The organism is Deltaproteobacteria bacterium (genome assembly GCA_028818775.1).
Classification (GTDB): domain Bacteria; phylum Desulfobacterota; class Binatia; order UBA9968; family JAJDTQ01; genus JAJDTQ01.
In genome coordinates, this window is sequence record JAPPNE010000147.1 from 31,289 (window position 1) to 51,260 (window position 19,972).

Sequence of the window (19,972 nt, forward strand, 5' to 3'; positions counted from 1 at the left end):
CGGGGGCTCCGTCGACCTCCCTCTTCAGTTGGTCCGGTAGCAGGCCACCCACTGGTTGCGCCCCTTTTCCTCGAGCACGGGCTCGTGCTCGGCGCAGATCCCCGACGCCTTGAAGCAGCGGTCCCGGAAACGGCATCCGCTGGGAAGGTCCAGCGGGCTGGGCACGACCCCGGGAATAGCGTCGAGACGGCGCTTGCTGGCGCTGCTGGGCAGCGAGTTCAGCAGCCCGATGGTGTACGGATGCAGCGGCTTGCCGAAGATCACTTCGGGCTTGGAGCGCTCGACCATGCGGCCGGCGTACATGATGGCCACGTCGTCCGCCTGCTCCGCCACCACGCCCAGGTCGTGGGTGATCAGCAGCAGCGCCATGCCGAGCTCGTCCTGCAGCTCGCCCATCAGCTCCAGGATCTGCGCCTGAATGGTGACGTCCAGCGCGGTGGTGGGCTCGTCGGCGATGAGCAGGCTGGGGTTGCACGACAGCGCCATGGCGATCATCACGCGCTGGCGCATGCCGCCGCTCATCTGGTGCGGGTAGTCGTTGACGCGCACGCTCGGGTCGGCGATCTTCACCAGCCGGAGCATCTCCACGGCCTTGTCGCGCGCCTCCCGCTTGCTCACCTTCTGGTGCAGGCGGATGGCCTCCATGATCTGGTCGCCGACGGTGAACACCGGGTTCAGCGAGGTCATGGGCTCCTGGAACACCATGGAGATCTCGTTGCCGCGGATCTGCCGCATCTCCTCGTCCGACAGCTTGAGGAGATCGTGCCCGCGGTAGAGTACCTCGCCCTCCGCCACCCGCCCCGGCGGCGACGGGATCAGCCGCATGATGGAGAGCGCCGTGACGCTCTTGCCGCAACCCGACTCGCCCACCAGCCCCAGCGTCTTGCCCGCCTCGATGGTGAGATTCAACCCGTCCACCGCGGGAAACTCGCCGTCAGCGGTGACGAACGAAGTGTGGAGATTCTTGATTTCGAGCAGTGTCGCCATATCGCGCAGCCGCCGCCCTCCCCCACCGGCCCAAACCGAACCGTAAGCGCGCACTGTACCAAAAAATAGTGGGGGTGCAAACGGCTTTGCCGGTCTCCGGGGACGGCGTGATCTCAGGCGTCGGCCGGCGTCACCATCTCCTGGACCATGCGTTCATGCGCCGCAACTCGCCTGCCTCTCTCCCGGCTCTACCGGAACAGCAGGACATGTTAAACAGGACCCTGATCGGAGACGGCCATGAACACAAGGAAAGCACTCGCAATCGGTTTGGCCGTGATTCTTTTCGTCGGCTTGAACTCGTTGGTGCGGGCAGAACGCCTTGTCACCAAGCCGGGCGTCGTTGCGGTTGACCACGTGAAGAGGAAGGCCGATCTCCAGGGCGCTGGCCTCTTGCAGCAGCGTTGCGGGTTCGGCCTCCCGGTGAAGCCACCGGTCCTGACGGCGTCCATGGACACGAGCCGCGGTGCCGACAAGGCCTACGACCACATCGACGACTACTTCCGAGAGGCCGGCAAGACTTGCCTCGCCAGGGACCACGAGGCCTGCAAGGATATCCGCGACTACGCCCTCGAGTGGGCGGAAAGCGGCAAACCGGAAATGCCCTGGACGAGGCTCGCGGAGTGGCGGGCGACCATTACCGTGAACATGCGGCTCACGGGACCCATGATGGCCGCTCTTGCGATTGCCCAAGCGGAGAAGCCCCTGCCCTCCGATGCCGCGGAAAAGGTCCTTGCCTGGCTCAAGAGCAAGGTCGACGAGTTCTCCCACGACCTGCGCGGGGACGGCTACTACGATTTCGACACGGGAAGCGTCCGCAAGGCCGCCCACAACCATGCTGTGCAGTCCTCGGTGGCGGCCATGTCCTACGGAGCGCTGGCAGGAAACGACGGGTACTTCGAAACGGGCATCGAGCAGTGGCACATCACCCTCGGCAGCATGAGAGAAGACGGCAGCCTGCCCATCGAGACCCGCCGGGGCGCCAGGGCCCTCTTTTACCAAGGCAGGACCATTGCCGGACTCGTCATGCTCGCGGAAAGGGCCCGGGCGCAGGGGATCGACCTGTTCAGGAAAGCCCCGCAGCCCGGCAAGTCCATCCACCAGCCGGTCAAGTTCTTCATCGACGCCATCGAGGACCCGAAGATCGTCTTCCCCTACGCCAGGGAGAACCACAGTCCAGGCTCGAGGAAACACTACACCGATCAGTACCTGGGCGGGCTGGGGAGCACCATGGGGTGGGTGGCGTCTTACATGCGGGAGTTTCCCGGCCATGAGAACACGCACAGGCTGAGGGGACTACGCTCGAGCAAAGGCAATACTCTGGTGAGAAAGGCGGTCTCCGCGGTGGGTAGGGCCGACACCAGCGGCCGTTCCGGCGAGTGGATCGGCGTGGATGCCGTGTGCTTCTACTCGGCGGTGGAATAAAAGCTGCGTGGCTTTGGTTTTGCCCGGATTGCGGATTCATGACCTTCGGCACTCTTGGGCGTCCACCGCCGCCATGAACGGCGTGGACATGGTGACCATCGCAAAGCTGCTCGGTCATGCCCTGGTCGAGACGACCGAGCGATACGTCCACCTATCCGACCAGTCCGTTGCCGACGCCGCCGACCGGGTATCGAGCCGCATCAATGCGGCCCTGGCCGGAAGGGAGGAAGGCGCCGAGTGCAAATCCCGCGCCGTCCGCTACGCTCACGTTGCGGACGGGCACCTCGTCGAGGCGGCGGAGAAGGTCGGAACCATCATCGCCGAGGCGATAGGTTACGGGGCCGGGTCGTCTCATCGAGAATCCAGAGAAGGACTGCTAAGATGATTGGCAACCAGGAGGTTGCCCTTATGGCCGAACGTATCGTCAAGACAATTGAATTGGGAGCGCCAGTTTCGCGGGTCTGGCGCGCGCTAACAGAGCCCACTGAGTTTGGGCAGTGGTTCCGTGTCAAGTTGGATGGTCCCTTCAAACCCGGAGCTGTGTCCACGGGCATGATGACCTATCCCGGCTACGAACACTGTCCGTGGCGTGCGGTCATTGAGCGCATGGATCACGAACAGCTACTGTCATTCAGATGGCACGACTTCGATGAGACCTCTGGTGTTGATATTTCGGAGCAGCCAATGACGCTTGTCGAAATTCGTCTGGAACCAACAACGGACGGAACTCGTTTGACCATTACCGAGAGCGGCTTCGAAGCAATACCTGATCCTCGCCGCCTTGAAGTTCTGCGCGGCAATACTGAAGGCTGGGACATTCAAGCGAACAATATTGCCACCCATGTCACATCCTCCTCGTGAACTCACCGCAACCGCTGTCATACCATTGTGCGCACACGTGACGACGGCGCCGGTGGCCGGGGCCTGGCGCTGGCTCCGTCATACGGTGCCGCATCGAGCGGGACGGACCGGCTATGGTCGCTGCGGGACGCCCTTCGGCCACCGAGGACTTCGAGCCGCGCACGCGCCTGGACACGGAAGCTGGCTACGATCTCCGAGGCCTCGGCGGTCTCGGGACGGTGACGCCCTACGCGGGCCTCTCGCTCGCTCGCGAGGGCGCGCACTTGCTCCCGCACTCGTGCCGGCACTTCCGTCGGCCCTCCCGCCGATGCCCTCGCCATGCGGCTGCGCACCGCCAACTGCACGACCGCCCGCACCAGCGTGCGGACGCGCCGTCGTTCGGTGTCGTCGGTCAGCATGTCCTGCATCCAGTGCAGGGCCTGGACAACACGCATGGCGGGCCGGCCGGCCCAATAGAGGCGACTTGGCGCGGCGTACCTGAACCGAATCCAATTTCCCAACGTCAACTCTCGGTATGAAGGGCCGCGCGAGGCCTGTTGGCGATTACCTTCCTCTCGAACGATGCAACCTTGATCTCCGCTTCGCGCCTTCGGTCCTTCGCGATGTCGTGACTGTTCTGCATCCGCATGAGGGTGTCCATCGACACGCCGAACGCCTTCTCGATCCGCAACGCCATCTCCGGCGACAGGCGCGCACTCTCGTTCAGAACGGCCGACAGTGCCGCCCGCGTGACGCCAAGAGCCTTGGCCGCGGCCGTCACCGAAAGACCGATAGCTTCGATGACCTCATACCTCACGAACCCGCCGGGATGCGGAGGGTTCTTCATCCGGATGCTTTGGGCAGGTTTCATGTTTGTCTCTCAGTGGTAATCCTCGTAGTCGAGTTTGACGCTGCCACCCACTCAAACAACTCGCCACCATGGCGCTGCAAGGACATCCGGCGCCAGCCATTCCGTCGTGTCGCCCGCGTGCAGCAACAAACCCGCCCGGACTTGTCCGCGATACTCGGCGCGGAACGTGCGCAGGTGCCGGGTGTCGCCCAGGCCAGGACGCGGGGTTGCCTTGATCTCGATGGGCAGGAGTCCATCGGCGGTTTCCAGGACGAAGTCCACTTCCTCGCCGGCCGCGGTGCGCCAGTGGAGAATCTCGGCCCGCGGGAGACGGGAGTCGCGCCACACGAGCAGGTCGTTGAGCACGACATTCTCCAGGAAAGCGCCGGTAGGCTCTCCGCCGGCCAGATGCAGGGCAACACCGGTGTCGCTCCAGTAGAGCTTCGGCGCCTTCATCAAGCGCTTGGTGCGGTTGACGGCGTAGGCCGGCACGCGCACGAGCAGGCAGGACGTTTCCAGGAGATTGAGGTAGCGGTGCACCGTGGCCTGCGGCAGCGCGATGTCGCGGCCCAATGCCGTCTGGTTGACCGTCTGGCCGACACACAGGCTGGCGGCGCGCATCAGGCGGCGAAAGTCCGGCAGGGACGCTACCGAAGAAAGCTGCAGCAGGTCGCGTTCCAGGTAGGTGCGCACGTATCCATCGAACCAGATGGCGCGTTTCTCGTCGTTTTCGAGATGCAAGGCGGGAGTCGGAAAGCCGCCGCGCCGGGCCAGCGCCTGCCAGTCCTCGGGGTCGGAGGCACCATCCGTGACAACCTCCAGCCACGCCGTGTCGGGAGCGGCGAGCAATTGCTCCCATAAGTCCGCAGGTGCCCAAGCCAAGCTGCTCGCGCCGCGACATGGGCCACAGCGAAAGATGGCTGGCGCGGCCCGCCAGCGACTCGGAGACTTGGTGCATCAACAGCAGGTTGGCCGAGCCGGTCAACAGAAACTGGCCCGGGCGGCGATGGCGGTCAATTTCCATCTTGACCGCGGTCAAGAGCGCGGGGGCACGCTGCACCTCATCCAGTGTAACGGGAGTCTCACCACCCACCAGCGCCGGCGGATCGCGCACGGCGGCGTCCAGCACGTCGAAGTCGTCCAACGAGATAAAGCGTCGCTCGCGGGACACCAACGGACCGGCCAAGGTGCTCTTTCCTGTCTGCCGGGCGCCGCTGATCACCACCGCCGGCATGGTACGCAGAGATTGCTCAAGGCGGAGCCCGATCAGTCGTGGGAGAAAATCATTCATGGCATGAATGATATCCATTCACCGACTGAAACGCTACCCCCGCGGTCGATGCGGCGCAGATCGCTCCGTCACGGTGTGGGGCACGTAGCCGAGGATGGCGTTCCTCCACAAGATCAAACGACAGTCTTCTGGAACTATGGCGGATCCTTCTCCAGCAGCCGCTCCAGATGCGCTTCGATATTCATTCGCTCATGGAAGACCTCAACGACTTCGAGCGTCTCTCGCCTTTCCCGCAGAATCAAGTAATGTGACCCCTCGCGGACGTAGGTGAGGCCAGCCGCCTCCCGCGTGTCACGCATGAGGCGCTCGCAGGGCCGTGCCGCCAAGCCTCGTCCCAGAGCCAGGTCGGTAAGTCGTCGAGTCAACCGCGCCGCGTAGGCGTCGGCTTGTGCCGCTCCAAACCGCTCAATGGTGTAATCGAATATGTCGGCCAGCCGGGCAAGCGCAACCGGCGCGTAGACAACCGTCTTCATGTATTGCGGCGCCGCGTTTTCGCCTCCTGGAGAATGCCTCCGATGACGCTCGTGGGATCGCCTGTCCGACCTTCTCCTCGGTCGAGTTGATCCAGGCCGACGCCGATCCGGGCTCGAAGCTCGGTCAACTGATCCAGAAATTTCCGACGCTGCAGTTCACGAAGACCGTCCCGAACTACCTCGCTGGCGTTATTGTAGGCTCCTGCCGCGATCAGGTCGTCGACGAATTGCGCAAGCTGGGGAGTGAGTGCAACATTTCGGGCATGAGTTGCGGGCATGTCCTGACCTCCGTTTTGTTTACTGGAAGCCTACCATAGGGTGGCAAAAACTGACACCCTCCCTGTCCCCGGCGTGCCATGATTGATATCCATTCATCGGCTGAAACGCTGTCGACCGTGTCGACCCGCGAGCCAGCTCGTCGCTGGCATTTGCTTCACGAACTGACTCCCGCAGTCCATGCCCGTTTCCTTGATCGACCCCGGGAATCCTGTTAGACGCCAAATTTGGGTCCCACGCTCTCACGAGCCATGGAAGCGCCTTACGACAGCCAGTCCGAAACCTCCGACGCGCTCATCGAGCGCCTCGCCCAGGCGGTGCATGCCCGGCGCATGACGGTGCCGGCGATCCTGTTTCTCGAAGCCCACAAACCGCTGACGTCGCTGTTCCACACGGCGGCGGTGATGAGCCTGCCGATGATGCTGCCGCTGTTCGGCGCGAAGGCGCGGGAGCTGCCGGCGTTTCTCCAGTCGCGGGACAACGTGGAGCGGCTCATCCGGCGCATCGAGGAACTGGCCGGAGAAGGCGGAGGCGGCTGATGGGCGGCTTCGAGAACGCCACTCCGGGAGTGCTGGTGGTGATGGCCCTGATGATCGGGCCGGTGCTCTACTACATCCGCGTGGCGCGGCGGCGGAAGGACCTCTACGTGCGCCGGCTGGCGGGGGTGGACGCCATCGACGAGGCCGCCGGGCGCGCGGCGGAGCTGGGGCGTCCGCTGTCCTTCTCCACCGGCCTCACCAACGTCAGCCCGGTCCTGTACGCCTGCTTGGGCGTGCTCTACTACGTGGCGCGCAAGGCGGCGCAGTACCGCTCGCGCCTGCTGGTGCCCCAGAACACCCCGGAGGTCATGGCCATCGCCGAGGACGTGCTGCGCGAAGCCTACCGCGCCGAGGGCCGCTCGGCCCAGTTCGACCCGCGCAACATCCGTTTCCTCTCCGAGGAACAGTTCGCCTTCGCCGCGGGCTACATCGGGATGGTGCAGCGGGAGCGCGTGGCCGGCGCCTTTCTCTTCGGCCACTTCGCCGCCGAATCGCTGATCCTGGCCGAGGCGGGGCAGCAGGTGGGCGCCATGCAGGTGGGCGCCTCGGTAAGCCCCGAGCAGGTGGCGTTCTTCATCGCGGCGTGCGACTACACCCTCATCGGCGAGGAACTGTTCGCCGCCTCGGCCTACCTCACCCGTGAGCCGGTCCAGCTCGGCAGCCTCTACGGGCAGGACCGCGCCAAGCTCTTCCTGTTCCTGATGATCCTGGCCGGGGTGGGCATCGCCACCCTGAACAGCCTGTGGCCCGAGCTGGGCCTCACCAACCTGGGCACGCTCATGCACGTCGGCTGGGGGTTCGGGTCGTGAACGTGCGGGCGCGCCTGATCAAGCTCGTCACGTTCCTGGGCGGCATCTATTTCTTCCTGGAGTTCGTGCTCCCGGGCACCGTGTTCGGGGTCAAGGTCGACACCTACCACGACCAGATCTCCAACGGCTTCATCACCGTGGGGGCCATGGCCGCGGGGCTGGGGCTCATCAACCTGCTCATGCAGCACGGCTCGCGCATCGTCTTCCGGCGCCGGGAGTGGTTCTACAGCGTGACGCTGCTTTCCGGCCTCGCCATCATGATCGTCGTGACGGTCCAGGACTGGCGCGGTACCGGGCGGGTGGCGGAGGAAGTAGCGGGTATTTCCCGGCTGGCGGACTTCGCCGGACGCATCCGGTCGGACCACGAAAACGCGGCCGAGGGCGTGCTGCCCGCGCCCGCGCGCAACCGCAGCCTGCGGGAAGCGTTGAACCGCCTGCTGGCGCGCATCGAAGACGAGGCCGGCGCCTTCGACCTCGCGCGTTTCGTGCAAGGGAGCATCGACCACGGACTCGCGCGGGGCTACCTGGCGGAGGTGGGGAACCGCGCCGGGGCGGCGCGCGCCGCGGCCGAACGGCTCACCGTGGCCGACGGCGTGGCGCCGGACCTAGCCGCCAACGCGGCGGTCGTGCGCGCCCTGCGCGGCCTCGCCGAGAACTGGCGCAACCTGCGCAACCTCGAGTACGAGTACTCCACGCCCAAGCACGTCTACCGGCTGCTCTTCGAAGGGCTGTTCGTGGCCCTGGGCTCGGCCATGTTCTCGCTCCTGGGCTTCTACATCGCGGCCGCGGCCTACCGCGCCTTCCGGGTGCGCTCCGCCGAATCGTCGCTCATGATGATCGCCGCGGTGCTGGTGATGCTCGGGCAGATCCCCTTCGGCGTGTGGATCTGGTCCGGGCTGCCGGACCTCCGGCTGTGGCTCCTGGAGATACCCAACTCGGCCGCGTTCCGCGCCATCACCTTCGGTGCCGGGGTGGCGGGACTGGTGATGGCGTTCCGCATGTGGTTCTCCATCGAATCGGAGTCCTTCGACCGGGAGGAACGCTGACGTGAACCTCGCCCGGCTCGACCGCCGCTGGATCTACCTCTTGGTCTTCCTGGCCCTGAGCGCGCCCATCGTGACGCAGTACACGGTGCAGCCGGCGCGCATGAGCGACGCGGAGCGGTTCTTCGAGGTGGTGGAAGGCATCGAGACGGCGCCCGGTCGCTACGCCTTCGTGGCCATGGACTTCGGCCCCAGCACCAAGGGCGAGAACCAGCCGCAGGCGCGCGCGGTGGTGGAACACCTGATGCGCCGGCGCATCCCGGTGATCCTGTTCTCGCTCTATCACCTCGCCGAGCCGTTCCTCAAGTCCATCCCCGAGGAGGTGGCGCGCCAGCTCGAGCGCGAAAACCCCGGCGAGACCTGGGAGTACGGCCGCGACTGGATCAACCTGGGCTACCGGCCCGGAGCACGCATCCTGATCCAGGCGATTCCCAAGTCGGAGAACCTGGCCGAGCTGTTCCAGAAGGACGCCCGCGGCAACCGCATCTCCGAGCTGCCCGCGTTCAGCGAACTGCGCACGCTGCGCCAGATCGCCTTTCTCGCCGAGTTCACCGGCCTGGTGGACGCGTTCGACAACTACGTGCAGTTTTTCACCAGCAAAGACTACACCCCCGCCTTCGGCCACGGCTGCACCTCCATCACCATCCCGGAGGCGTTCATCTACCTGGACTCGGGACAGATCCAGGGCCTGCTGGGCGGGCTGGCCGGGGCCGCATGGTACTCGGAGCTGCTGAGCCGGCACTACCCCGAGCGCCCGGTGGACGAGTCGCTGATGCTCAACACCGGGCTGGGGGTGGCCCAGCTCGTGGTCATCGCGTTCATCGTGCTGGGGAACCTGGCGGGCCTGTTCGGGCGCCGAAGGGAAGGGTCCTGACCCATGACCAGCCTGGACGCCTGGCACGTGGCCACGGTGCTCGTGGGGGGCATCGGGACGCTCGCCGTCTTCAGCTTCCTGATCAAGGAGAACCCCTTCTTCCGGTTCTTCGAGCACCTGTTCATCGGCATTGCCGCGGGTTTCCTCCTGGTACTGGGCATCAAGAACTTCCTCTGGCCCAAGGTGCTGGTGCCGATGCTGGGCCTGGATATCGTGACCTACCCGGACGGCAGCCTCTCCCACGAGTACGACCCGCGGCTCCTGCTCTACCTCCTGCCCATGGTGTTCGGGCTGTTCTACTACTTCCTGTACTCGCGGCGGTACGCTTGGCTCGCCAAGCTGGTCATCGGCTTCTCCCTGGGAGTGAGCGGCGGGCTGGCCTTCAAGGGTTTCTTCAACCAGATCATGCCCCAGGTGGTGAGCAGCTTCCGGCCCCTGGTGGTGTTCGAGGAGGGCGTCCTGGCGGTGGGCGCCAGCCTGGAGAACGCGTTCTTCATCTTCACGCTGCTGGCGGTCATGTACTACTTCTTCTTCTCGTTCCGGCACGGGAACCGCGCCGCCGACGGCGTCGCCCTCTCGGGCCGCTGGCTGCTCATGGTGTGCTTCGGCGCGTTCTTCGGCTCCACGGTCATGGCGCGCACGGCGCTGCTGGTGGAGCGGGTGCAGTTCCTGCTCATCGACTGGTACGGCGCGCTGGCGGGGCTGATCGCATGAAGACGGATCCCGTCTCCCTGCGCACCGTGCTGGTCACGGACTGCGGCTCCACCACCACCAAGGCGCTGCTGTTCGAGAAGACCGGAGAAGGCTGGCGCCAGACGCACCGCGGCGAGGCGCCCACCACGGTGGAGCAGCCGGTGGCGGACGTGACCGTCGGCGCGCGCAACGCCTTCGCCGAGGTGGAAGAGATCAGCGGACGGACGATCCTCATGTCCGACGCCGGGCAGGACGGCGGGGCGCCGTTCCTCGAATCGGGCGAAGACCGCGCCCACGGCATTGACCTCTACCTCTCCACCAGCTCCGCCGGCGGCGGGTTGCAGATGACCGTGGCCGGGGTGGTGCGGCAGATGAGCGCGGAGTCCGCGGAACGGGCGGCCCTGAGCGCCGGCGCCATCGTCATGGACGCCATCTCCGCGGACGACGGGCGCGAGGACCACGAGCGCATCCAGCGGCTGCGGCAACTGCGGCCCGACATCGTGCTGCTCACCGGCGGCGTGGACGGCGGCTCCCAGGAGCACGTGGTGGAGATGGCGGAGACCCTGGTGGCGGCGTCGCCGCGGCCCCGGTTCGGCGACACGCTGCGACTGCCGGTGATCTACGCGGGCAACCACGAAGCCGTGGACGATGTCCGCCGCATCCTGGAGAAGACCGCGCAGATGGCGGTGGTGGACAACGTGCGCCCGGACCTCGACGCCGAGAACCTCGGTCCGGCGCGGGAGGCCATCCACGAGTTCTTCCTCACCCACGTCATGAGCCACTCGCCGGGCTACGACAAGCTGCTGCGCTGGACGCCGGTGCCGGTGATGCCCACGCCCGCGGCCGTGGGCGACATGGTGCGGGAGCACGCCGTGAGCACCGGACAGGCGGTGTTGTGCGCGGACATCGGCGGCGCCACCACCGACGTGTTCAGCGTGTTCGAGAACCGGGACGGCGAGCCGGCGTTCAACCGCACGGTGAGCGCCAACCTGGGCATGAGCTACTCCGTGGCCAACGTGCTGATCGAGGCCGGCGTCGAAGGCATCCGCCGTTGGCTCCCCTACGAGATCCAGCCCTCGGAGATCCGCGACCGGTTGCGCAACAAGATGATCCGGCCCACCTCGATTCCGCAGACTCTGGAGGACCTGTGGCTGGAGCAGGCGGTGTGCCGGGAGGCCCTGCGCCTGGCGCTGGTGCACCACCGCTCCCTGGCGGTGGGGCTCGGCGGCGTGCAGCAGCAGCGCGGCATCGCCGACATCTTCTCGCAGACCGCGAGCCGCGCGGGCCTGGTGGACATGATGCGCCTGGACTTGGTGATCGGCTCCGGCGGCGTCCTGAGCCACGCCCCGGACCGCCTGAGCGCCGCGCTCATGATCCTGGAGGGGTTCGGGCTGCTGGGCTTCACGCAGATCGCCGTCGACTCCATCTTCATGATGCCCCACCTGGGCGTGTTCGCCTCGATCCATCCCGAAGCCGCGCGCGAGATATTCCTGCGCGACTGCCTCGTGAACGTGGCCCACGCGGTGGTGCCCGTGTTCCCGCGCAAGCGCCCGGCGGGCTCGGTGCTCGCGGAAGTGTTCGTCAACGGCGAACCCGCCGAACCCTTCAAGGCGGGCGTACTGGAGCGCATCGGCCTGGAACCCGGCGCCGCCACCCGGCTCGTGGTCCGGCCCGCGCGCGGATCCATCGACGTGGGCGCCGGCCCGGGCATGCCCCTGGACCGGGAATTCACCGCGGGCATCTGCGGCGTCATCCTCGACGGCCGCAACCGGCCTCTTCAAACCGCTCCGTCCGTGGACGAGCAAGCGGCGGAGCGCCGGGCCGTCATGGCCGGACTGGGGCTCATCGAATCATGACCCAGGCGCTCACACCCACGCTGCAGGTGGTGGCCGAAACCGTGGTGCGGAAGACCCGGGAGCTTCCGGTGCCGGGCCGCATCCTGTGCGCCCCCGGCGACGCCGTGGCCGCCGATACGGTGGTGGCGCGCGCGGAACTGCCGGGCGACCTTTCCATCCTGCGCATCCCCGAGGCTCTCGGAATCGAGCCGGCCGAGGCCCTCAGGAGTCTGGCGGTGAACGAGGGCGATGCCATCGCGGAGGGAGACCTCCTGTGCGAGCACGCGGGCCTCTTCGGCCTGTTCCGCTCGCGCTTCCATGCGCCCCTGGGCGGCGCCGTCGAATTCATCGCGCCGCGCACCGGGCACGTGGGGGTGCGGCTCGCGCCCCATGCCATCGAGCTGAGCGCCTACGTGCCCGGCACGGTGGCCGCCGTGGACCCGGGCAAGTCCGTCACCATCGAGAGCCGCGGCGCGTTCATCCAGGGCATCTTCGGGGTCGGCGGCGAGCGCTCCGGCCTCATCCGCATGCTCGACGGCGGCCCCAAGACCCTCCTGGGTCCCGCGAAGATCCCCGACGACGTGGCCGGCCAGGTGCTGGTGGGGGGCACGCGCCCGACGCTCGAGGCCCTGCAGCGCGCCGCCGCCAACGGCGCCGCGGGCCTGGTGGTGGGCTCCATCGACGACTACGCCCTCACCGGCTACCTCGGCTACGACCTCGGCATGGCCGTCACCGGACACGAGGACGTGTCCATGACAGTCATCGTCACCGAAGGCTTCGGCTGGCTGCCCGTGGCCGAGCGCACCCACGCCCTGCTGCAAAGTCTCGAAGGCCGCGCCGCCTCCATCAACGGCGCCACCCAGGTGCGCGCCGGCGCGGTGCGCCCGGAGATCATCGTGGCCCGGCCGGGAGACCCCGCCGGCTCCGGCGAAGCGAGGGATGCCGCGACCGGCGACCGCCCCACGCCCACGCCGCCGGACCCCGGGTCCGGGCTGCGCGTCGGCGCCTTCGTGCGCATCATCCGGGAGCCTCACTTCGGCGTCGCCGCCGAGATCATCGCCCTGCCCACCGAACCGCAACCCATCGAGACCGGCGCCCGCACCCGGGTGCTGGAGGCCCGCCTCCCCGACGGCGGGACCGTCACCGTACCCCGGGCCAACGTGGAGCTGCTGTAACCGGGGACCCGGACTATGGCGACGCTTTTGGCCGCGCCGCTTCCGGATAGAATCAGCCCCCTTGAAAAGGGTTCTTGCGCCTACCATACTTTTCCTCATGGCGACAGCTACTGATCTGGGGTTCCCTATCGAGGAGGTTTCATGCAATCGAGTCGGTTGTTAGGGGCGGTTTTCTGTGCGCTTGCGCTGGCCGCCGCGCCGGGTGTCGCGGGGGCCGCTGAGGAGGCGCGCCCGAGCCACGGCATCGCCATGCACGGCGACCTGAAGTACCCGCCGGACTTCAAGCACTTCGACTACGTGAATCCCGATGCGCCCAAGGGCGGCGCCGTCCGGCTCCAGGCCATCGGCACCTACGACAGCTTCAACCCCTTCATCGTCAAGGGCAGCCCGGCCGCGGGCATCGGACGCATCTACGAGACCCTGATGAGCGGGTCCGCGGACGAGCCCTTCAGCGAATACGGGCTCCTGGCGGAGAGCATCACCGTCCCCGAGGACCGCTCCTGGGTGGAGTTCCGGCTGCGGCCGGAGGCGCGCTGGCACGACGGCAAGCCGGTGACCGCGGACGACGTCGTGTGGACCTTCGAGACACTGATCACCAAGGCGGTGCCCTTCTTCCGAGGGTACTACGGCGACGTGAAGCAGGTGGAGAAGCGCGACGCGCGCACCGTGCGCTTCACGTTCAAGAGCGGCACCAACCGCGAGCTGCCGCTGATCCTGGGGCAACTGATCGTGCTGCCCAAGCACTACTGGGCGGAGCGGGACTTCACCAAGACGACCCTGGAACCGCCCCTGGGAAGCGGTTCCTACAAGGTGGGCGCCTTCGAGCCCGGCCGGCACGTGGAGTACGAGCGGGTGGAGGACTACTGGGGCCGGAACCTGCCGGTGAACGTGGGGCGGGACAACTTCGACCGCATCCGCTACGACTACTACCGCGACGGCACGGTGTCGGTGGAGGCGTTCAAGGCCGGCGAGTACGACTTTCGGAGCGAGAACAGCTCCAAGAACTGGGCCACCGCCTATGACTTTCCCGCGCTGAAGCAGGGGCTGGTGAAGAAGGAAGAGATCCCCCACGATCGTTCCACCGGAATGCAGGCATTCGTGTTCAATACGCGCCGGCCGCTCTTCCAGGACCGAAAGGTGCGCCAGGCGCTCGCCTACGCTTTCGACTTCGAGTGGTCCAACCAAGCTCTCTTCTACGGGCAGTACGCGCGTTCCCGCAGCTACTTCGACAACTCGGAGCTGGCGGCCACCGGGCTGCCGGGTGCGGAAGAGCTGGCGGTCCTCGAGCCCTACCGCGGGCGGGTTCCGGCGGAGGTGTTCACCCAAGCCTACGCGCCGCCGGCCACCGACGGCTCCGGGCGCATCCGCGCCAATCTCGGTCGGGCGGCGAAGCTCTTGCGCGAGGCCGGCTGGAGCTTCGACAAGGCCGTGCGCAAGCTCACCCACAAGGCCAGCGGCCGGACCATGGACTTCGAGATCCTGCTGGTGAGCCCGCTGTTCGAGCGCATCGTGCTGCCTTTCGCCAAGAACCTGGAGCGGCTCGGCGTCGCCGCCACCGTGCGCACGGTGGACAGCGCCCAGTACCGCCGCCGGCTCGACGACTTCGACTTCGACGTGGTCATCGGCACCTGGGGGCAGTCGCTTTCGCCCGGCAACGAGCAGCGGAACTACTGGGGGTCGGATTTCGCCGGCCGCCCCGGCAGCCGGAACCTGATCGGCATCAAGGACCCGGTGGTGGACGCGCTGGTAGAGGGCGTTGTCAACGCCCCCGACCGCAAGAGCCTGGTGGCGCACGTGCGCGCCCTGGACCGGGTGCTCCAGTGGGGCCACTGGGTGATCCCCCAGTGGCACATCCCCTACGACCGCCTGGTGTACTGGGACCGCTTCGGCCGCCCCGAAGTCACCCCCACGCAGGGAGTGCAGTTCGACGCATGGTGGATCGACCCCCGCAAGGAGGCCGAACTGGAGGCGAAGCGCTCCGGGAGCTGACCATCGCTGGCTGGTACCGAACCCCCTAGATGGCGCACACGCCCCTAGTCGTCATTCCCGCGAAAGCGGGAATCCAGGCGGGGGCGAGGCGGGGAAATACACGCATGTTCGCCTACATCATCCGCCGGCTGCTTCTGATCGTCCCGACACTGATCGGGATCATGGTGCTGAACTTCGTGATCATCCACTCGGCGCCCGGCGGGCCGGTGGAGCAGATCCTGGCGAAGCTCCAGCAGACCGACGTGTCCGCCACCGAGCGGTTCAGCGGCGGCGGCGACGAGCGCGAGGTGGGGCCGTCGGCCCAGCAGTCACGGGACGGCGGCAGCAGCACCGCCGGCCGCTACCGCGGCGCCCAGGGCATCGACCCCGAGTTCATCAAGGAGATCGAGCGCCAGTTCGGCTTCGACAAGCCGCCGCACGTGCGCTTCTTCCTGATGATGTGGAACTTCCTGCGCTTCGACTTCGGCGACAGCTTCTTCCGCGACCGCTCGGTGGTGCAACTGGTGATGGACAAGCTGCCGGTGTCCATCTCCCTGGGGCTCTGGACCACGCTGCTGGTGTACCTGGTCTCCATCCCGCTGGGCGTGGCCAAGGCCGTGCGCGACGGCACGCGCTTCGACGTGTGGAGCTCCGGGGCGGTGATCGTGGGCAACGCTGTGCCGGGCTTCCTGTTCGCCATCCTGCTCATCGTGCTGTTCGCCGGCGGGCGCTACTTCGACTGGTTCCCGCTGCGCGGCCTGGTGTCCGACAACTGGAGCGAGCTGGGTTTCTGGCAGCGCATCGTCGACTACCTCTGGCACATCACCCTGCCGGTGGCGTCCATGGTCATCGGCGGCTTCGCCGGCCTCACCATGCTCACCAAGAACTCATTCCTGGACCAGATCAACCAGCAGTACGTGATGACGGCCCGCGCCAAGGGGCTGAGCGAGCGGCGGGTGCTCTACCGGCACGTTTTCCGCAACGCCATGCTCATCGTCATCGCCGGCTTTCCCGGCGCCTTCGTCGGCATTCTGTTCACCGGCGCCCTCCTCACCGAGGTGATCTTCTCCCTGGACGGGGTCGGGCTTCTGGGGTTCGAGGCGGCCATCAACCGCGACTACCCGGTGATGTTCGGCACGCTCTATTTCTTCACGCTGCTGGGTCTGGTGATGAAGCTGGTGGAGGACCTCACCTACGTTGTGGTGGACCCGCGCATCGACTTCGAGAGCCGGGAGACCTGACCGCGGGTGGGATTATGGCGTCCTTCGACTTCGCTTCGCTACGCTCAGGACGAACGGAAAGAGTCCTTTTCCAACCGTTCGTCCTGAGCGTAGCGAAGCGAAGTCGAAGGACGCCACCCAACAACAATCTGCGACTCGCATGACGCCGCTCAACCGAAGACGCCTGCGGAACTTCCGCGCCAACCGGCGCGGGTACTGGTCGCTCGTGGTGTTCTCCGCGCTGCTGTTCGTGAGCCTGTTCGCCGAGTTCATCGCCAACGACCGGCCGCTGCTCGTGCGCTACGAAGGGAAGTTCTACACGCCGGTGCTGGTGGATTACCCCGAGACGGAGTTCGGCGGCTTCCTGGAGACCGACACGGACTACAACGACCCCGAGGTCCAGGCGCTCATCCAGGAGCGCGGCTGGATCTTCTGGCCGCCCGTTCCCTTCAGCTACGACACCATCGTATTCGGCCTGCCCACGCCGGCGCCCTCGCCGCCGACCGCGCGCAACTGGCTCGGCACCGACGACCAGGCGCGCGACGTCACCGCCCGGCTCATCTACGGCTTTCGCATCTCGGTGCTGTTCGGCCTCGTGCTGACCCTGGTCAGCTCCGTCGTCGGCGTCGGCGCGGGCGCGGTCCAGGGTTACTTCGGCGGCTGGCTCGACCTGCTCTTCCAGCGCTTCATCGAGATGTGGTCCGGGCTGCCCACCCTTTACCTGCTCATCATCCTGGCCAGCGTCGTGACCCCGAGCTTCTGGTGGCTGCTGGGCTTCATGCTGCTGTTCAGTTGGATGGCGCTGGTGGGCGTGGTGCGCGCGGAGTTCCTGCGCGCGCGCAACCTCGACTACGTGCGCGCCGCCCGCGCCTTGGGCGTGGGCAACCCGCGCATCATCGCGCGCCACGTGCTGCCCAACGCCATGGTGGCGGCGCTGACCTTCCTGCCGTTCATCACCAGCGGCGCGGTGGTGACGCTCACGGCCCTGGACTTCCTGGGCTTCGGCCTGCCGCCGGGCTCTCCGTCCCTGGGCGAGCTGCTGAAGCAGGGCAAGGACAACCTGCAGGCGCCGTGGCTCGGGTTCGCCGCCTTCTTCGTCATCGCCGTCATGCTGAGCCTGCTGGTGTTCATCGGCGAGGCGGTGCGCGACGCCTTCGACCCGCGCAAGACCTTCGCGCCGGAGTCCGCGGACGACGCCGAGGACGCGTCCACGGCCCTTGCGCGCACACCCGGGGAAAGCCCCCGGACCGTGGCCGCGACGGTGGCGCCGGCCGCGGCGGGCACCGCGTCCGGGGCCGGCACGGCGCTGCTCTCCATCAACGACCTGGGGGTTCGTTTCGGCGCGGGGGCCGGCGCCGTGGAAGCGGTGGACGGGGTCTCCCTCACCATCCGCAAGGGCGAGACCGTGGCGCTGGTAGGCGAAAGCGGCTCGGGCAAGTCGGCCACGGCGTTGTCGGTCCTGCAACTCCTGCCCTACCCCGCGGCCAGCCACCCGCGCGGCAGCATCCGCTTCCAAGGGACCGAGCTGCTCGGCTCCTCTCCCCGGGACCTCCAGGAGATACGCGGCGACCGCATCGCCATGATCTTCCAGGAACCCATGACCTCCCTCAACCCGCTGCACACCATCGCGCGCCAGATCGGCGAGACCCTGAAGCTGCACAAGGGGCTCGACGGCGCCGCGGCCACGGAGCGCACATTGGAGCTGCTGCGACTGGTGGGCATCGTCGAGCCCGAGCGCCGGCTGGGCGCCTATCCACACGAGCTTTCTGGAGGACAGCGCCAGCGGATGATGATCGCCATGGCCCTGGCCAACGAGCCCGACCTGCTTATCGCGGACGAGCCCACCACCGCCCTGGACGTGACCATCCAGGCGCAGTTGCTGGAGCTCCTCGTGAGCCTGCAGCGGCGCCTGGGCATGGCGATCCTGTTCATCACCCACGACATGGCCATCGTGCGCCGGCTGGCCGACCGCCTGTGCATCATGCAGCGCGGCAAGATCGTGGAAGCGGGCGCCACCGCCGACGTGATGGAACGGCCCCAACACCCCTACACGCGCCACCTGCTGGCGTCGACCCCCAAGGGCGCCCCGGCCCCTCCCGACACCGGCGGCGCGCCGTTGGCGGCCTGCGACGACCTCAAGGTCTGGTATCCCATCAAGGCGGGGATTCTCCGGCGCACCGTGGACCATGTGCGCGCCGTGGACGGCATCTCCATGGAGCTTCACCCGGGACAGACCGTGGGCGTGGTGGGCGAGAGCGGCTCGGGCAAAACCACGCTGGGGATGGCGCTGCTGCGCCTCACCGCAAGCAACGGCTCGGTGCGCTTCGACGGGCGCGAGATCCAGGGACTGCGCTCGCGCGCGCTGCGGCCGCTGCGGCGCGACATGCAGGTGGTGTTCCAGGACCCCTACGGCTCGCTCAACCCGCGCCTCTCCGTGGCGCAGATCATCGAGGAGGGTCTGGTGGTCCACGGGCTCGGGCGCACGGCCGAGGAGCGCGACGCGCTCATCGTCGAGGCCCTGCGCGAGGTGGAACTGGAGCCCGAGGCGCGCCACCGCTATCCCCACGAGTTCTCGGGGGGACAGCGCCAGCGCGTCGCCATTGCCCGGGCCATGGTGCTGAAACCGCGGTTCGTGGTGCTGGACGAGCCCACCTCCGCCCTGGACGTGTCCGTGCAGGCACAGATCGTCGGGCTGCTGCGGCGTCTCCAGGCACAACACCGCTGCGCCTACCTGTTCATCAGCCACGACCTCAAGGTGGTGCGCGCCATGAGCCACCACGTCCTGGTGGTGCACCGGGGCGTGGTCGTGGAGCAGGGTCCGGCCGCGGCCATCTTCGAGGCGCCGCGGCACGAGTACACGAAGGAACTCGTGGCCGCCGCGTTCGACATTTGATCAGCCGGTGGGGGCCGGCAGCGGGATTCTCACGACGCCCTCGGGCAGTTCCTGGACGAAGTGGGATTCGGGCAGGGTGACGTTCAGCTCGGGCTCGTCGTAGCGGATCTCGTAGGAGCGCCGGAGCGGAGGGGTTTCCAGCGTGATCTTCAGCGGGAAGGGACCGGCGGAGGTATCGGTGAAGTCTTCGAAGGTGGCGACGTACCAGGGCTTGCCCGAAGGGCCGAAGCGTTGCCAGCGCACCGGCGCCTGGATTTGCGCATCGAAGGTGAGGACATCGGCGCCGCCGCCCGCCCGTGTGCGCCGCAGCACAGAGCCGTCCGCGCTCCAGGCGGCGCCCGGCCGCACCGGCGGAAGACCCATCATCAACGCCACCATCTCCTCCAGCTCGAGCAGCAACTCGGTGGCCCTGAAGAGGTTCTGCCGCGAAGTCCTGGCGCGGTAGAAGCGCGCTTCGGAGGGAAGGAACCCGGTGACCTCATCGTCGTCGACGGTGAGGATGAGCGCCGCGCCCACCAGGGAGAACGCCTCGAGCCTTAGACGGTGGGGTCTGCGCACCAGCACCGCGGCGTTGAACGCGCGTCTCTTCCCTGCCGCGCGGTAGCTGATCCTGGCCAAGCCGCGCAACGATTGAAGCGCCCGGTCCCGTTCCTCGAGAATGGCGCCGAGGGGTCGAACGGCCCTGGGCTCGGACGCCGCTTCGGGCTTGGGGCCGGTCTGCCTGAGAGCACATCCCGCCGACAGCGCCATGGCGCATAACACGGCCGCCAATGTGTGCGTTCGT

The 19,972-nt window shown here is 67.3% G+C and carries 19 protein-coding genes and 2 pseudogenes; 14 read left to right on the plus strand and 7 right to left on the minus strand.

What is annotated here, in order from left to right; genetic code table 11:
* Positions 1-24 precede the first annotated feature (24 nt).
* Positions 25-987 (minus strand): ABC transporter ATP-binding protein, encoded by a 963-nt coding sequence (locus OXU42_16030; protein ID MDE0030898.1) that lies wholly within the window; start codon positions 985-987, stop codon positions 25-27.
* A gap of 354 nt (positions 988-1,341) precedes the next feature.
* Here OXU42_16030 and OXU42_16035 point away from each other — a divergent pair, with 354 nt between their 5' ends.
* The 3 genes from OXU42_16035 to OXU42_16045 are packed head-to-tail and all read left to right on the plus strand — an operon-like array spanning position 1,342 to position 3,270.
* Positions 1,342-2,409 (plus strand): alginate lyase family protein, encoded by a 1,068-nt coding sequence (locus OXU42_16035; protein ID MDE0030899.1) that lies wholly within the window; start codon positions 1,342-1,344, stop codon positions 2,407-2,409.
* Positions 2,378-2,794, plus strand: a complete 417-nt coding sequence (locus OXU42_16040; GenBank protein ID MDE0030900.1) for a tyrosine-type recombinase/integrase — start codon at positions 2,378-2,380, stop codon at positions 2,792-2,794. The genes OXU42_16035 and OXU42_16040 overlap by 32 nt, the downstream gene beginning before the upstream one ends.
* A 23-nt stretch (positions 2,795-2,817) precedes the next feature.
* Entirely contained in the window at positions 2,818-3,270 is a 453-nt protein-coding gene (locus tag OXU42_16045) for an SRPBCC family protein (GenBank protein MDE0030901.1), read from the plus strand.
* Between the two features lie 502 nt (positions 3,271-3,772).
* On the opposite strand, the gene OXU42_16050 is transcribed toward OXU42_16045, so the two are convergent.
* The 5 genes and pseudogenes from OXU42_16050 to OXU42_16070 all read right to left on the minus strand — a co-directional run bounded on the left by OXU42_16050 (position 3,773) and on the right by OXU42_16070 (position 6,141).
* Positions 3,773-4,120 carry a HigA family addiction module antitoxin gene (locus OXU42_16050; GenBank protein MDE0030902.1) on the minus strand — a complete coding sequence of 116 codons (348 nt, stop codon included), beginning with the start codon at positions 4,118-4,120 and terminating at the stop codon, positions 3,773-3,775.
* 51 nt (positions 4,121-4,171) lie between these two features.
* On the minus strand, positions 4,172-4,948 hold the full coding sequence (locus OXU42_16055) for a DUF4143 domain-containing protein (GenBank protein MDE0030903.1): 777 nt from the start codon (positions 4,946-4,948) through the stop codon (positions 4,172-4,174).
* A gap of 94 nt (positions 4,949-5,042) precedes the next feature.
* Positions 5,043-5,333 (minus strand): annotated as a pseudogene (locus OXU42_16060) (AAA family ATPase).
* 191 nt (positions 5,334-5,524) lie between these two features.
* Positions 5,525-5,863: a type II toxin-antitoxin system RelE/ParE family toxin gene (locus OXU42_16065; protein ID MDE0030904.1), complete on the minus strand. Its 339-nt coding sequence runs from the start codon at positions 5,861-5,863 to the stop codon at positions 5,525-5,527.
* A complete protein-coding gene (locus tag OXU42_16070; protein ID MDE0030905.1) occupies positions 5,860-6,141 on the minus strand; it encodes a type II toxin-antitoxin system ParD family antitoxin in 282 nt (93 codons plus the stop codon). Before OXU42_16070 ends, OXU42_16065 begins: the two co-directional genes overlap by 4 nt.
* A 249-nt stretch (positions 6,142-6,390) precedes the next feature.
* On the opposite strand from OXU42_16070, the gene OXU42_16075 reads away from it, so the two are divergent.
* The 11 genes and pseudogenes from OXU42_16075 (at position 6,391) to OXU42_16125 (ending at position 19,188) form a co-directional block, all read left to right on the plus strand.
* Positions 6,391-6,678 carry a hypothetical protein gene (locus tag OXU42_16075; protein ID MDE0030906.1) on the plus strand — a complete coding sequence of 96 codons (288 nt, stop codon included), beginning with the start codon at positions 6,391-6,393 and terminating at the stop codon, positions 6,676-6,678.
* Entirely contained in the window at positions 6,678-7,487 is an 810-nt protein-coding gene (locus OXU42_16080; protein ID MDE0030907.1) for a hypothetical protein, read from the plus strand. The genes OXU42_16075 and OXU42_16080 overlap by 1 nt, the downstream gene beginning before the upstream one ends.
* Positions 7,484-8,533, plus strand: a complete 1,050-nt coding sequence (locus OXU42_16085) for a hypothetical protein (protein ID MDE0030908.1) — start codon at positions 7,484-7,486, stop codon at positions 8,531-8,533. Before OXU42_16080 ends, OXU42_16085 begins: the two co-directional genes overlap by 4 nt.
* Position 8,534: 1 nt before the next feature.
* Positions 8,535-9,404 carry a hypothetical protein gene (locus tag OXU42_16090; GenBank protein MDE0030909.1) on the plus strand — a complete coding sequence of 290 codons (870 nt, stop codon included), beginning with the start codon at positions 8,535-8,537 and terminating at the stop codon, positions 9,402-9,404.
* Between the two features lie 3 nt (positions 9,405-9,407).
* Entirely contained in the window at positions 9,408-10,118 is a 711-nt protein-coding gene (locus OXU42_16095; protein ID MDE0030910.1) for a hypothetical protein, read from the plus strand.
* A complete protein-coding gene (locus OXU42_16100) occupies positions 10,115-11,953 on the plus strand; it encodes a glutamate mutase L (GenBank protein ID MDE0030911.1) in 1,839 nt (612 codons plus the stop codon). The genes OXU42_16095 and OXU42_16100 overlap by 4 nt, the downstream gene beginning before the upstream one ends.
* Positions 11,950-13,107 carry a hypothetical protein gene (locus OXU42_16105; GenBank protein MDE0030912.1) on the plus strand — a complete coding sequence of 386 codons (1,158 nt, stop codon included), beginning with the start codon at positions 11,950-11,952 and terminating at the stop codon, positions 13,105-13,107. Before OXU42_16100 ends, OXU42_16105 begins: the two co-directional genes overlap by 4 nt.
* 141 nt (positions 13,108-13,248) lie before the next feature.
* Positions 13,249-15,096 carry an extracellular solute-binding protein gene (locus OXU42_16110; protein ID MDE0030913.1) on the plus strand — a complete coding sequence of 616 codons (1,848 nt, stop codon included), beginning with the start codon at positions 13,249-13,251 and terminating at the stop codon, positions 15,094-15,096.
* 104 nt (positions 15,097-15,200) lie between these two features.
* On the plus strand, positions 15,201-16,316 hold the full coding sequence (locus OXU42_16115; protein ID MDE0030914.1) for a microcin C ABC transporter permease YejB: 1,116 nt from the start codon (positions 15,201-15,203) through the stop codon (positions 16,314-16,316).
* A gap of 139 nt (positions 16,317-16,455) precedes the next feature.
* Positions 16,456-17,454, plus strand: a pseudogene (locus OXU42_16120) (ABC transporter permease).
* A 147-nt stretch (positions 17,455-17,601) separates the two neighbouring features.
* On the plus strand, positions 17,602-19,188 hold the full coding sequence (locus tag OXU42_16125) for an ABC transporter ATP-binding protein (protein MDE0030915.1): 1,587 nt from the start codon (positions 17,602-17,604) through the stop codon (positions 19,186-19,188).
* On the opposite strand, the gene OXU42_16130 is transcribed toward OXU42_16125, so the two are convergent.
* Entirely contained in the window at positions 19,189-19,959 is a 771-nt protein-coding gene (locus OXU42_16130) for a hypothetical protein (protein ID MDE0030916.1), read from the minus strand.
* Between the last annotated feature and the right edge of the window lie 13 nt (positions 19,960-19,972).

What these genes read in the sequence shown, in the direction of transcription:
- OXU42_16030 (MDE0030898.1), bottom strand. Translation starts at nt 987, where the DNA reads ATGGCGACACTGCTCGAAATCAAGAATCTCCACACTTCGTTCGTCACC.
- OXU42_16040 (MDE0030900.1), top strand. Translation starts at nt 2,378, where the DNA reads ATGCCGTGTGCTTCTACTCGGCGGTGGAATAAAAGCTGCGTGGCTTTG.
- OXU42_16045 (MDE0030901.1), top strand. Translation starts at nt 2,818, where the DNA reads ATGGCCGAACGTATCGTCAAGACAATTGAATTGGGAGCGCCAGTTTCG.
- OXU42_16050 (MDE0030902.1), bottom strand. Translation starts at nt 4,120, where the DNA reads ATGAAACCTGCCCAAAGCATCCGGATGAAGAACCCTCCGCATCCCGGC.
- OXU42_16065 (MDE0030904.1), bottom strand. Translation starts at nt 5,863, where the DNA reads ATGAAGACGGTTGTCTACGCGCCGGTTGCGCTTGCCCGGCTGGCCGAC.
- OXU42_16070 (MDE0030905.1), bottom strand. Translation starts at nt 6,141, where the DNA reads ATGCCCGCAACTCATGCCCGAAATGTTGCACTCACTCCCCAGCTTGCG.
- OXU42_16075 (MDE0030906.1), top strand. Translation starts at nt 6,391, where the DNA reads ATGGAAGCGCCTTACGACAGCCAGTCCGAAACCTCCGACGCGCTCATC.
- OXU42_16080 (MDE0030907.1), top strand. Translation starts at nt 6,678, where the DNA reads ATGGGCGGCTTCGAGAACGCCACTCCGGGAGTGCTGGTGGTGATGGCC.
- OXU42_16095 (MDE0030910.1), top strand. Translation starts at nt 9,408, where the DNA reads ATGACCAGCCTGGACGCCTGGCACGTGGCCACGGTGCTCGTGGGGGGC.
- OXU42_16100 (MDE0030911.1), top strand. Translation starts at nt 10,115, where the DNA reads ATGAAGACGGATCCCGTCTCCCTGCGCACCGTGCTGGTCACGGACTGC.
- OXU42_16105 (MDE0030912.1), top strand. Translation starts at nt 11,950, where the DNA reads ATGACCCAGGCGCTCACACCCACGCTGCAGGTGGTGGCCGAAACCGTG.
- OXU42_16110 (MDE0030913.1), top strand. Translation starts at nt 13,249, where the DNA reads ATGCAATCGAGTCGGTTGTTAGGGGCGGTTTTCTGTGCGCTTGCGCTG.
- OXU42_16115 (MDE0030914.1), top strand. Translation starts at nt 15,201, where the DNA reads ATGTTCGCCTACATCATCCGCCGGCTGCTTCTGATCGTCCCGACACTG.